The 13,336-nt window shown below is 40.7% G+C and carries 9 protein-coding genes; 2 read left to right on the forward strand and 7 right to left on the reverse strand.

What is annotated here, in order from left to right:
• Positions 1-211: 211 nt before the first annotated feature.
• A complete protein-coding gene (locus IYN84_RS13275) occupies positions 212-1,498 on the reverse strand; it encodes a S8 family serine peptidase (protein ID WP_210330483.1) in 1,287 nt (428 codons plus the stop codon).
• A 143-nt stretch (positions 1,499-1,641) separates the two neighbouring features.
• Between IYN84_RS13275 and IYN84_RS13280 the strand changes: the two genes are divergently transcribed.
• Positions 1,642-2,709 (forward strand): GGDEF domain-containing protein, encoded by a 1,068-nt coding sequence (locus tag IYN84_RS13280; protein ID WP_196139726.1) that lies wholly within the window; start codon positions 1,642-1,644, stop codon positions 2,707-2,709.
• Positions 2,710-2,827: 118 nt separating this feature from the next.
• On the opposite strand, the gene IYN84_RS13285 is transcribed toward IYN84_RS13280, so the two are convergent.
• The 6 genes from IYN84_RS13285 to IYN84_RS13310 all read right to left on the reverse strand — a co-directional run bounded on the left by IYN84_RS13285 (position 2,828) and on the right by IYN84_RS13310 (position 11,966).
• Positions 2,828-3,226, reverse strand: a complete 399-nt coding sequence (locus IYN84_RS13285; protein WP_196139727.1) for a PilZ domain-containing protein — start codon at positions 3,224-3,226, stop codon at positions 2,828-2,830.
• Between the two features lie 134 nt (positions 3,227-3,360).
• Positions 3,361-4,455, reverse strand: a complete 1,095-nt coding sequence (locus IYN84_RS13290) for a M35 family metallo-endopeptidase (protein WP_196139728.1) — start codon at positions 4,453-4,455, stop codon at positions 3,361-3,363.
• 260 nt (positions 4,456-4,715) lie between these two features.
• Positions 4,716-9,284, reverse strand: a complete 4,569-nt coding sequence (locus IYN84_RS13295; RefSeq protein WP_196139729.1) for an ATP-binding protein — start codon at positions 9,282-9,284, stop codon at positions 4,716-4,718.
• Between the two features lie 255 nt (positions 9,285-9,539).
• Positions 9,540-10,244, reverse strand: coding sequence for a hypothetical protein (locus IYN84_RS13300; RefSeq protein ID WP_196139730.1), 705 nt, complete (start codon positions 10,242-10,244; stop codon positions 9,540-9,542).
• Positions 10,245-10,269: 25 nt separating this feature from the next.
• Positions 10,270-11,592 (reverse strand): amidohydrolase, encoded by a 1,323-nt coding sequence (locus tag IYN84_RS13305; RefSeq protein ID WP_196139731.1) that lies wholly within the window; start codon positions 11,590-11,592, stop codon positions 10,270-10,272.
• Positions 11,593-11,702: 110 nt separating this feature from the next.
• Complete coding sequence (locus IYN84_RS13310; RefSeq protein WP_196139732.1) at positions 11,703-11,966, reverse strand: hypothetical protein; 264 nt, start codon at positions 11,964-11,966, stop codon at positions 11,703-11,705.
• Positions 11,967-12,057: 91 nt separating this feature from the next.
• On the opposite strand from IYN84_RS13310, the gene IYN84_RS13315 reads away from it, so the two are divergent.
• Positions 12,058-13,257 (forward strand): EAL domain-containing protein, encoded by a 1,200-nt coding sequence (locus tag IYN84_RS13315; protein ID WP_196139733.1) that lies wholly within the window; start codon positions 12,058-12,060, stop codon positions 13,255-13,257.
• Positions 13,258-13,336 lie beyond the last annotated feature (79 nt).

The raw sequence follows: 13,336 nt of genomic DNA on the forward strand, positions 1-13,336 counted from the left end.
ATATAAAGATAAAAATTGATCAAAAACAGGTAAAAATTACACATTTTTTTCGAACAATCTGAACTTTTATTTAAAAAATATCGTTCGAAATAATCCTTGAATTAATCGAACACCGATAGAGTTTTCTAACGAAACAAAGAAAATTCACATTACCTAAAACAGACATTCCGGACTAGTTTCCCGGAATGTCTGGATTTAAGCTCAAATAAAACTACAGGTTTGACGCGTCAAGGAAGTCCTCTGTATGCGGGTCACCAGAAGTGTTACTGAAAGAGTTAGTGCTTTCTGCACTTTGTAACAGAGCCGCTCGCGTGTTGAGGAAGGCATTTCCGTCAGCAGGTTGTGGGTGGCTAGCAAGATAAAGAGCCGCAGCACCAGCAACATGCGGAGATGCCATTGAAGTACCACTCATTGTCGTTGTACCGCCACCAACACGTAGTGACAAGATGCTACCACCTGGTGCAGCAATTGCGACAGGCGCAGAGTTATTACTAGTCCAGCTTGCAGATTGGTTACCCCAGTTAGAGAAACTATTCCAGTCATCTCCTTCCTTAGCCGAGCTAACAGTAATTACAGTGTCAGCATATCCCGCAGGAGTGTAGTTTGCGGCATTGTCACTATCATTTCCGGCAGCAACAACAACAACGGCTCCAGCGTTACGCGCATTACAAATAGCTTCATGATAAGCGTCATTGCCCGTAAACCCGTTATTTGTACAACTACCGGTTACTGAACCGCCGCCGCCAATTGACATATTAACTACCGCAGCCTCACCACGAGCACTAATTTCAGAAGTCACCCAGTCAAGCGCAGCGATAGTGCTTGAATTAGGGCACGAACCACGACTAGAACAGATTTTACCTGCGTGCAAAGTGACTTCTGCCGCAACGCCAATTACATCACGGTCGTTGTCAATCGCACCAATAGTTCCACCTACGTGAGTACCGTGACCATGGTCGTCGTCCCATGCTTGAGTACATGAACGTCCTTTACAGGCTTCAAATGCCATACCGTTACCGATGTTTGCAGCCAGGTCAGCATGGTCAGAATCCAGGCCGGTATCCAGAACATAAACATGCACGCCAGCACCTTCATTTGTATTGCTATCAGCACCCACACGCGCAATTCCCCAAGGGACAGTTTGTGGAGATGGTGTACCACCGCCTGAACCAGGCTTACCTTTGTTGACATGTTTGACACCGTCAAACTCGATTGCAGCAATATTAGGGTTCTTCCTGAGAGCCTCGAGGCGACCTTCGGTAACTGAAGCAGCAAAACCGAAATATGCTGAACCGTAAGCGTGTTTAACAGCGCCTACGCCCATTCCGGCGGCAATATTCTTAGCATTGTTCTGGTTTGCCTTATGCCCTGCGACAGCTAGTTCTGGCTTCAATTTCACAATGATATCGAGTTTAGAGCTCGGGTTACCTGCGTAAGCAGATGAAGCGCCAAGCGCTAACAAAGTTGCAGCGGCAACTGTTTTGAGGTTTTGTTTCATACGACTGTACCCTATGAGTTTTAGTTTTATACTTTTTAATTCAGGTGATACATCTGAGTTGTTAGATGTTGCGCCTAGACTAGGACAGTAGCGGCTTTTCGCGCTAGTTCATTACCGACCTTTTTTGTCACAAAAGCGACAAATTGAGACTATTATTGATTAATGAGCCTGTCACTGAGTCAATAAAGCTGTTGATGCACTCACCTCCGATAAAAAGAAGCCTCGAAGAAAAAGTTCTAATCGGACTAAGTGTTATAGGTTTCATCTTTATTTTTCCTTTCGCAGTCTATCGAATAATCCAACACTCCTGGGCAATCGCAGTAGTCGATCTGATCATCAGTGGAACCATGCTATTTTGCTGTGTATATGTCTGGCGAACTCGTAGGGTCGAAAAGCCCAGTATCATCCTGGCTGTTCTCGCTTTAGCCGGTTCTCTTACAAGTACCGGCCTACTAGGAGCGAGTCAAATATTTTGGGTTTACCCTGCCATACTGATGACTTACTACTTGAGTAGTTACAAGGTCGCTTTTGTGCTCTGCTCAAGCACCACCGTCATTCTGTTTTTTCTGATATCCGAAGAATTGGACAGGCTGACCTGCATCACCTACTTTGTCACTCTCCTGGCAGCCAGCTTTTTTGCTTTTACATTTGCTATGTCGGTTGACAATAAGCAACAACTCATGAAAAAAATGATTACGCAGGATCCCTTAACCGGAATTAACAACCGCCGCGCACTCGACGAAAAGCTCCACGAGACTATCCTCAATGAAAATCGCAAACCTCTCGGTACCTGTCTTCTTCTATTCGATCTAGACCATTTCAAGCAGGTCAATGATAAGTTTGGGCATGAAGTTGGAGATGAGGTGTTATCGGGCCTTACCCACATCGTTAGTCAAAGGTTACGAGCCACTGATCAATTTTTTCGATTTGGTGGAGAAGAATTCGCGGTCATTCCTTCAAATACTAACTTGCCGTCAGTGTTGAAACTGGCAGAAAATATACGTGAAATTGTAGAGCAATCTCAATTTCCCCATAATATAAAAATGACAATTTCGATAGGTGTCGCGAATTGTAAGTCAGGTGATGATGAGAGGAGCCTATTTAACCGTGCCGATCGAGCTTTATATTTTGCTAAGCAAAACGGAAGAAACAAAACAGCTGTAGCAGATAGTAAAGAAAAATTAACTTTAGTCAATCAAGGGATTAACTAATTGTCCTATTGGACAGCTTTGCTGCAAGCTGTTTGTCAATTAACACCCGTAATATCGCTTAATTGTATAGCTTTCAGGATGGTTCCGTTTTAACTACTTTTCAACTGACTGCTGACAACTAATTGTGATTTTTTCTAACTATCTCTGAAAGAAAGTCTTCTAATTGACTGGCCCCTTTATCAATAAACGCTTCAAAGCGACAACCAACACTACAACGATCGGCTGAATTGCGATTGAGATAAACCACGCCGCAATTTACACTAACGTGCTTTTCCGGGGAAAGATTAATTGTTAATTTAACCTGAATCGGATTAAGCGTATTTTGCGATGATTGTAAATCAAATAAAATCGGCACTTCTGCCTGCCACATAGTGAACTGTAATCCTGAAGAGGAAATATTGTTAACCTCAATCTCAAAACTATAACCAAGTTGCGTTCTCGCTAATCCAGAAAGAGAGACTTTGAATCTCGGCGCTTTCCGCCTTTCCACTAGATCCTGTTTGACTTCTTTGATCAAGTTATAACTCGTCGTTGGCTGCTATTTACAGAGTCTAGCTCAAGTATCTGTCGTTCGCGAACCACATAAAATTTTTCCATAAAAAAAGGAGCGACTAAGATGCCGCTCCTTCGTTACAGAAAACCAGAAATAGTCTAGTTTAACTTGGGAGAATTCTCCGCAAAGTACTCATGACTATCAGCGTTGGTAACAGCCTTATTTGGATCACTAATAGCAAGGTTTTTCGCTCCAGACTGACCGTAAACAATATCATCAGTGCCGGCAACAGCATTGAAGTGACTCATTTCATGGATAATAGTCCCACCTTTTGAATCGGTACCAGTCAAGCTAGCACTCCAAAAAGCTCTACAAAGATAAATCTTGTAAGGCTGATTAGGGTAAACATACGCAAAGTAACTCTGATTACAACCACAATCAAAAGTCTTCGGTTTGTTATCCAACGCATCTTTAATAGCATCGAAGTTTCCTGCAACTGTATTCCAGCGAGTGCTACTATAGGTACCAAACCAGGTTGTATAACGTGAACCGGCAGAATTGCCATTTAAATAGGTAACAGAATCATTTGCCATATCTTTTGCCGCAGCTAGTGCAGAAAGAATAGTGCTTTGCTCAGAGTTGGTGCAAGAACCTGTAAAAGAAACGTCTTCGCCGTTTCCTCCACCATCACCACCGCAATCTTGTTTACGAGGATTACATGGCTTACCTTTAGACGCTCTCACTTTGGTCACAAATATTTCAGCGGATGAATCGCTGGTATATTTAGTCACTGACTTCGCATTCGCTTTTCCCGGCTTGCTGAGGCCGAACATCTCAAAGTTTTCAGCCTCAACGCTGATCTGATAGTAGCCTTGTTCAGATAAGTCGTAAATATGTGATAGCTCAACATCGAAACTGATTTTCTGGTTTGCTTTTAGTACCAGGTAATCACCCTCAGTTGGTGCAGGTCTTTTATAATGAGGTCCTAGATAATCGATTGTCTCACCGTCTAGTGTGATTTTGAAAATCCCCTCTTCCAGGTTGCCATTATTGTCTGGTAGATACCATTTCAACAGCTTTATAGCTTGTCCGGTGCGATTTTTATAAGAAACTTTGACCGTAACATCCTGGTCATTAGTTATTTGCTTCTTGGCTGCCTGTACTTTTACTTCAATTCCTGAATGAACCTTCGCCATTCCGATAGAAGAAAACAAAAGCAAGGCAAATGCAGAAATGAGTCTTTTAATATTCATAGCATAATCCTTGTGAATTATTGTAGATAATTATTTTAGATACGTATCTATTAGCGAGCCTGAAACCGTAATCAGCTATAGGCACTCCTACCCTTTAGTTGATACGCAGAACAAACATATAAGAAAAGAATGATTAGCGTTAATAAGAAAACGACAAAATTTATTGCGGACACGACAGATATTTAAAATAACCGTGTTATTTATTTTTTCGCTGATAAGTTTGCCAAGTTAAGTGCAGGGAAATGGCATTTCTACGGGCTTTAATCGTTAAAGGCGACCAAGTTGAGCTTGCCAATAGCATCAACCAGTGATTGAGTGGTCACGGGCTTGGCGAGGTGATAGTCCATTCCGGCATTATATACTTCTTTGCGATGCTCTCGCATCGTATGGGCCGTTAGCGCAACAATTGATGCAGGCTCTCTATTATTTTCCTTTTCAAAAGCCCTTATCTGCCTTGTCGCTTCAAACCCATCCATATTAGGCATCTCGCAATCCATCAGTATCAGATCAAATGGAGTACTGCTCTGAACTAAATCCAGCGCTTTCTTTCCATCTGTTGCAACTACGGGTGTAGCATTCAGCCTGTTAAGTAATTTTTTAATCACAATAATATTAATATCATTATCTTCGGCTACAAGGATCTTGAGCGGGCTTAAATCCAGACTGGGTAGTGAAGGTACCGCTGTCGCCTTTTCAGCTCCCTTTCGATTTACATTTTCATCGATCATCCAATCGATTAGTTCTCCGAATCCGGTTGGATTATCCAATTGATATAGAGCCTCGAATTCGCTGATGAAAGAATTAAATCCCTCATCAACAAACTCGCCATAAAGTGCTATTGGTATCGATATATTAGAGAAGAAATTTTTTATCTGTTCCTTGTTCTCAAAGTTTTCAGCAATAAATTTCTTGCTTATCAACAAACGACCAGATGAGCTGCTTTCATTTACAATTCTAAAACTCGTTTCTGCGTCAGCCAAATCAATATATTGAAGCTGAATTGAGAGGGAGGCACATAATTTTTCTAAAAGGCCAGAAAAAAGAACAGTCGAACAATCGACAAACAGGCTCAAGCCTGACGGTACTTTCTCAAATAACCTACGTCTTTTCATTATATTAAGAGCCAAACTTGATTCGAGTTTCTTCTTACTCAAATCAACAATTTCGAAACAGGCAGTAAACCAGAACTCTGCTCCTTCACCCTGTTCGCTTATTACTCCAATATCTCCCCCCATGAGCTCTGCAAGACGCTTACTTATTGCAAGTCCCAGCCCAGTTCCGCCATATTTTCGAGTTGTCGAGCTATCGCTCTGATGGAAAGAATCAAACAACTGCTCCTGAGCATCTTTAGGAATACCAATACCGGTATCAGCAATCGAAAACTTGAGCAGCACTTGCTCATCAACACCTCTACTCTGAATTTCTACTTTTAGGCATACCTCACCTTTATCCGTAAACTTAAACGCATTGCCTAGAAGATTAATCAAGAGTTGGGTAATCCTGGTAGGATCTCCTTTTAGTAACATCGGAGTCTCTGGAGTAACCAGAGCAGAAAAGTTAATATGTTTTTCCTTTGCTGGTACTTCAAATAAATTAGCACAATCACTTACAACATCTAGCAAAGAAAATTCACAACTTTCCAGCTCCATCTTGCCCGCTTCGATCTTCGAGTAATCGAGAATGTCATTGATAATATTAAGCAGGGTTTTACCTGAACGCGAAATAATATCAAGGTAGTGGCGTTGGCTTTCTTTAAGTTCGGTATCTTTGAGTAAATCAACCATACCAATAACACCATTCATCGGTGTTCTGATCTCGTGACTCATAGTCGCCAAAAACTGACTTTTGGCTTTGTTTGCAGCTTCTGCAATTTGCTTTTGTTGTAAAAACCTTTCTTTGTCTCGCTTTTCATTGCTCAACATTTTCTGATGCATTCTATTATTCACAAGAGCAATTGCGGTATAGTTTGCAATAGAAGTTAACATATCAATGTGGTAGGAATCATACTGATTTTTCTTGAAACTTTGAATACCAATCGTTCCAAGAACTTCTTCATTAAAAAGTATTGGCACATAAACAGTGGAAAGTATTCTCTGCCCGACAGTACCATCTTCAAGTTTATAATCTTCTTCCTCCTTGGCATCGTACTTAAAGTTCTTGATATAGCGCTCAGTTTCATTATCAATATCATTAACCAATACCGGCTTTCGATTTTTTACGCACCAAACAGGTAAAGATTCTTCACTCATTTCTCGCACATAGGGTTCATATCGAACCCCAGCCGAATAACTATGGTTGTAGTTGAGTAATTTTTTATCTTCGGACAACAAACCAATTCCGAAATTATCTGCCGACATAAATGACTTGATATTTTTGTAAACAACTTCTGTCGTTTTCTGTAAATCAAATCCTGCCGTAATTTGCTGCCCGGCCTCTGCAACAGCCAGAATTACAGCGGTCTTTTTTTCAATTTCTCTTTGAAGCTTCTGATTTTGTCTCTCATAGGCGATCATACGCATTCTGTAGATTGCAAACGAAGTAGCGGCGACAATCAATATAATCAGAAAATAAAAATACCAGGTTTCATAAAAATAGGGGGCTATCTCAAAGCGAAAAGGGGCTGAGACTTCTCCCCATACACCAGAATTGTTTGTTCCTTTTGCTATAAATTCATATTTGCCTTTTGGTAAATTTGTATATGCCACAGTACGATTGTTAGAGTCTTCGATAGTTTTCCATTCACTATCATATCCAACCAGCTTGTATTGCAATAATATATTTCCAGGATCGCTGAAACTAAATGTTGTAAACCTGACCTCTATATCTCTAGAGTGATTTGGCAGTTTTAGTAATTCACTTGAGTCAACTTTGTGCCATTGACCAGCAAACTTTATCGACTCGACTTTAGTATTTGGTGTGATTTGATTCTTTGAAAAGCTCGATGTATTTAAACTAACAATTCCAGAACGAGAAGGAAGAATAATAAGATCACCTGTGAGGTATCCCTTTGAAGTTCCGGCACCCGTACAGCATGCAGATTTTTCAGCGCCTAATATTCTGCCTGTATCGTCAAGCACATGATCAATGTTAAGCTTTTTTCGCTCTCCCAGCCTGATTCTCTCAATATCCTGAAAAGGAAATCTATACAGACCATTAAAAGAGGATACCCAAATATATCCATTGGAATCTTCTACAACGAAAAAACCGCCCGGCGTTGGCAAACCTGCACTTTCAACTCCAAGATGCATCCAATAGCTACCACTATTGTATAAAAGTCCAAATGAGGAAGTTCCAAATAGCAAACTGCCATCGTTTCGCTCGTATATTGCAGTTATATCAAAGTTTTCCAGATTTTTTTCTTTCGGAAAAAGGCGAATTAGTTCATTATTTCTTAGCTCATACACTCCCTGTAAAGTACCAAGAATCAATCGACCGTTGCGAGTTTGGTAGAGCGTTCTCAAGGTAATTCTTTTACCGGTGGAATCTCGATTATACAAAGTCGACTTATCCTGATTAATATGAAACAGTCCTTTATCAGTTGCAAAGAAATAGCTATTTTTTGCCGCTCTATGTATGCCCCTGACATGGCTATAAGAAAGTGACTTTAAACTTTCTGGTACTTCAACTTTACCATTGCGATAGATTGCGGCCCCCGCTCGAGTTCCAAGTATAAGTCCCTCAGGTGTTAGCAACTGACTATAAACAACTGGATGCGGTAATGCAGATCCGTCAACTAATTTTTTAAACTGATTGTTCTCAAAATATTCTAATCCGTTATTGGTTCCTACATAGATTCCCTGATTAACATCAGCTTGTAATGACCAGACTATCGGCTCACTTAGTCCAAGCTCTACACCATAACTTTCAGCAAAAGCTTTTTTTAGTTTGGCGATACCGTGAACATAACTACCCAACCAAATATTTTTTTCGTTGTCTTCAAACATTGACAAGAGGACATTAAAGGCTTTTGGGTGGCTATTTGGAATATGCTCTAGCAACCTGCGCTGCTTAAAGCGAAAAATACCATCGTTGGTTGCAACCCATAAAATGGCGTCTGTCGCGACTAAAAACGCGGTTACCGGAGAAGTAGAAAGTATCGGATGATCACTGTATCGAGTTAACTTATCATCTTTTAAAATAAATAAACCCTCAGCGGTACCAAACCATAAGCGATTAGCATAGTAGGTGATGTGTTCTACCCTTAATTGCGATAAGGAACCTGGAAAAGAATAGGTTTGATTGCCCTGACTATTGTAAAGCGTAACTTGGCCAACACCACCCACCCAGACATCGTTTCCGTTAACCAGTAATCCATAGCTTTGTGATTTATTATAGGTTTCATCGATGAAAAGCTGGTTATCTTTTACTGATAACACTCCCAGATTTGTAGCGACAATCAGTTCTCCTCCAGGAGCTTGTGTAATATCAAAAACATTAAGTAACGATGCCTGGTTATTGTCGCTCAGATTTAAAGTAACTTTTCTGAATTTTCCATCAAAAAATTGAAGTAGCCCTGTATTGCTACCTATCCATAAAACCCCTTGACTATCTTTGTACAAAGACTGAATAAACCCACCTAAAACCGGATACTCAGAATTAGTAAAGGTTTCAAAGCGAACGCCATCGAAACGGCTAAGTCCATATTGTGAACCTATCCAGATATATCCATCATTATCTTGAGAAATGCTTGTTGCAACCACTTGAAGCAAACCATCTTCAATGGACCAGCGCTGTTGTAAATACTGGTTAAATGGCTTATCTGCGCAGTATGCAACGCCCCCACCGATCAAACAGCAGACCACAAGCAATACAGTAAGAATAAACCTCATTAATTTTACCGCGGGAGAGAAAGAAAAAATTTAAATCAATCAATTATTTAGGTATAGCACATCAAAGGAAAATTTATTAGTTATCTGGTTCTCGACATCTATATTAGGCAAATTTTCCAATAAGATAGTGCATTTGCATAAGAAAGAAGGTTCTGTAAACTCTGACTAATAAAACTCTTAGCCACATAGACTTCTAAAAGTAACCTGAGTTGCCACTACCGATAACGATAAATTGATCTTGTACTATATATCAAATCAATTTTTCTCGAATGGGAGAGGAGTATTTAAAATGATAATTTTCTGCCAGATTTTTCTGCTTAATCCAGATGTCAGATTTTCAATTTCATTGACTGATGAAAGCACCTGCGGCTCAGGTATATGCTGCGCATACACGGCTGCTATTTTTCCAATAATAGCTAGCATTTCACTGCAATAATCGAGGTATCGTTGCAAACTATATCGATTCAGATCTCTCACTGGCGATGATGGCGTGCGATGACTTTCAGTTAATTCCGATGGATCTTTTGTCAGCTGGTGCATATCTATAACATGAACTATTGCTCGAAGCTGATTTAACGACTTAATAACTTTTGCTCTTTTCACTCTTGATTCCAAAGATACAAGAAAAAAGAGAGCAAGGACAATCAGAACCAAATCGTTGATTGCGGCCTCGGCAATCTGAATAACCTCGGTCAGTGTAATACCTTCTTCTCTAACTTCAAAAATAGTCGCACTATAAGCTAATGCCAACAGGCTAACGATAATGATTAAAGCAACAAAGATTCGCAGAAAATAGTTAGGTCGGTTAATCAATAACAAGTTTGAATCAGTTTCATTTGCAAACTCTAACAGTTCATGACATACACCTAATATTCCACGATCAGAAAATCTTTCGCTAATTCGATTTTCCAAACGAGACAGCGTATCGACAATACAAGAAAAATTAATTTCTCGATACATAAGTTCGACTTCCTTGTAATTTGTTTTACTTCTTATCCAGCAATTCCAAAGCGGCTTCAGTCATAGCTCTAACCCCCTTACTAATCGTTGGCTTAGGATCCGGAGCAAATTTTGCCGAGTGCAAGGTTGGCAAACGAACTTGGCCGAGCAATGACTGCTCATAGCGGTTTTTCTCTACAGTTCCTAACCTGAACATCAAGCTAGGTATTTTAGGTTCGACTTGTCCATAACGACCAAAATCTTCACCAACCATTTCAGGTCCTAGTTCTAAAACGTTATTCTGACCAAATTTTTCTACAAATAGTTTTTCAATTCTGCTGGCCAATACAGGATTATTGAACGCCGCAGGAGTGTTTTCATCAAGTACTGTTACGGTAGGAAGTTTATCTTCAGAAATTCCGGCTGCACGAGCTAGATTTGCTGTAATTCTTTTAATCGCACTAATCGTTGTCTCTCGGACTTCTTTCGAGTAAGAGCGAAGGGTGAGCTGCAGCTTTACCTGGTTAGGTATTATATTGTGTTGACTACCACCATGGATTGAACCGACAGTAACAACCGCAGGCTCCAGGGGTGAAATCTCACGACTAACAATAGTCTGCAACGCTTGTACAATTTGAGATGCTAAGACAATAGGATCTTTAGTGTTATTAGGGTAGGCTCCATGGCCTCCTTCACCATGCACCAGAATATCAACCGAATCAACATTTGCCATAGCGAAACCTTTGACTATACCCAATGTTCCAGCTTTCAGATTGGAAGATACATGTAGTGCGAGGTTATAGTCAGGTCTTGGAAATTTCTCGAAAAGCCCCTGTTTTAACATGGCTTTAGCTCCGCCACTTCTTTCTTCCGCAGGTTGTCCAATCATAACCAGAGTTCCCTTCCAACGCTGCTTTAACTCGACTAAGCGTCTTGCAGTACCGGTAAACACTGTCATATGAACATCATGCCCGCAAGCATGCATAGTAAAGGTATTCTTACCATCTCGATCTTGCGCTACCCGCTGACTGGCATATGAAAGCCCGGTATTTTCCTTAATCGGTAAACCGTCCAGATCAGTTCGCAACATGATAGTAGGACCACTGCCATTTTTTAATACAGCAACCAGACCATGACCGCCAAAGTTTTCAACAACTTCAAACCCAAGAGACTTCATTTCGCGTGCGATGTATTTGGCGGTTTCGCTTTCCTGAAAAGACAGTTCTGGATTCTTATGTAAATGCTGATAAAGCTTTTCCAGATAGGGCCAGTCATTTTCGACGGCTTTTTGCACAGAGTTATTTGCCTGTAGAGGAGAGGAAATGCCGAAAATGATAGATATTAATGCGATTGTTCTGGATAGATGCATGGTATTCCTTTAGAGCAAATTAGTTACGTCAGGCGGCACTCACTCTATCAGAAATCGCCACGAACTCGCCAGAAAAGAATTTAAAGCCTAAAAATCAGTATCTAATGTTGTTACTTTCTCGCGCGTTCTAAAGCTGTCTTAAACTTTAGTGCTAACTCCTGTGCTTCTTTGTCGCTCGCTTTTGAGATAATATCGAATGCGCCGGCATATCCTACGACTTTACCTCGATTCCCCAAAGCACGCTTAGCCAGCTCCACAGGATCCTTACCCAGTTCTATACTGACGCCCACTTTTCCGAGTATATGCTTGGCGGTTATATCCAGGCTGGCAAACGCTTCCACAGACTGGTCAAAACTGTCATAAAAAAAGATCATACTAAAAGCCTGTTATAAAAATTAGGCAAACTCCTTCCTGGCTGTCTATTATTGATCTGAAGAAGGAAAATCGTGAATAGTTCGATTACATATGCTTTCATATAGTGAAATATCCATCCTTATCGTAGACGACTCCAGAGCAATTTGCGAGGCAATCAGGGAGATCCTCCGACAGTTTGGCGTAGTCAATATAGAAGTTTGTCACAATGGTGTCGATGCGCTGGAAGTGATCAGGGAAAAGCCTGATTTCGACTTAATCATCCTTGATTTACATATGCCGGGAATGGACGGGATAGAGTGTCTAAGCAATCTGGATAAGCTAAACTTTAATGGTTCGATAGTTTTGATGTCGGGCCTTGATTCGCGTGTACTAAGTTCAGCAGTAGAGGCAGCGAGACGGTATACCCTCAACCTTCTTGGCTCGGTAAGTAAGCCATTTCTTGAAGTCAATTTCAGGCTTCTGTTACAGCGGCTCGAAGGAACGCGGAATTTCGCTCTAAAGAGCACCGAAGGTTTCCTGAAGAAACGGCAGATAAATGAAGGTATTGAGAAGAACCAGCTTACGCCTTACTACCAGCCCATCATCAATATCAAAACGGGACAAATAGACTACTTTGAATCGCTGATTCGTTTCGATATGCCCGAAAAAGGAATTATTCCACCACATTTAATTATTCCAGTAGCCGAGAGATTCAACCTCATTGAAAAGGTGACTTTAAAAATATATGAAACATCTCTGGATGAAATGGGAGATTTATTGCAAAAGGATGTGGGGCAGAAACTTTCCGTCAATCTTTCACCTTGCCTGTTAAATAATCAGGAGCTTCCCAATATACTTGAGGAAATAGCAAAGGCTAAAAGAGTACCAACCGATGCTATTATCTTTGAGATCACTGAAACCGGCGTACTAAATCGCAACAGTTTAACTTACGAAGTAATTGATCGGCTGATTTTGAAAGGTTTTAAATTGGCTATGGATGATTTTGGTACTGGTTTCAGCAATGTTGAACAATTAACCTCACTCCCCTTTACCCATTTGAAGATTGACCGTTCCTTCGTTCATGGCATAGGCAATGACGATATATCAAAGGTTATCGTCAAATCGTTAATGAGTATTGCCTCGGCTTTAAGAATGGAAGTAATCGCTGAAGGGGTTGAATCGATGCTGGATTTTGAAACCGTAAAGGCGATCGGTTGCGCTCATATTCAAGGATTTCTAATCTCCAAGCCCAAACCAGAAAAAGAAATAAAGCGCTGGCTGGCTGGCTGGCGTGGTTTGATAAATCACTAACTTTCGTTTTCCAGATTTCAATAAAAAAGGCACCCGTTTTCGGGTACCTTTATTGTTCTATTTCAATATCGGACTCAAT

Source organism: Aliikangiella sp. G2MR2-5, assembly GCF_015687155.1.
Classification (GTDB): domain Bacteria; phylum Pseudomonadota; class Gammaproteobacteria; order Enterobacterales; family Kangiellaceae; genus Aliikangiella.

Excerpts from the sequence above, each read along its gene's own strand:
- IYN84_RS13275 (WP_210330483.1), bottom strand. The coding sequence starts at position 1,498 with ATGAAACAAAACCTCAAAACAGTTGCCGCTGCAACTTTGTTAGCGCTT.
- IYN84_RS13290 (WP_196139728.1), bottom strand. The coding sequence starts at position 4,455 with ATGAATATTAAAAGACTCATTTCTGCATTTGCCTTGCTTTTGTTTTCT.
- IYN84_RS13295 (WP_196139729.1), bottom strand. The coding sequence starts at position 9,284 with ATGAGGTTTATTCTTACTGTATTGCTTGTGGTCTGCTGTTTGATCGGT.
- IYN84_RS13300 (WP_196139730.1), bottom strand. The coding sequence starts at position 10,244 with ATGTATCGAGAAATTAATTTTTCTTGTATTGTCGATACGCTGTCTCGT.
- IYN84_RS13305 (WP_196139731.1), bottom strand. The coding sequence starts at position 11,592 with ATGCATCTATCCAGAACAATCGCATTAATATCTATCATTTTCGGCATT.
- IYN84_RS13310 (WP_196139732.1), bottom strand. The coding sequence starts at position 11,966 with ATGATCTTTTTTTATGACAGTTTTGACCAGTCTGTGGAAGCGTTTGCC.
- IYN84_RS13315 (WP_196139733.1), top strand. The coding sequence starts at position 12,058 with ATGCTTTCATATAGTGAAATATCCATCCTTATCGTAGACGACTCCAGA.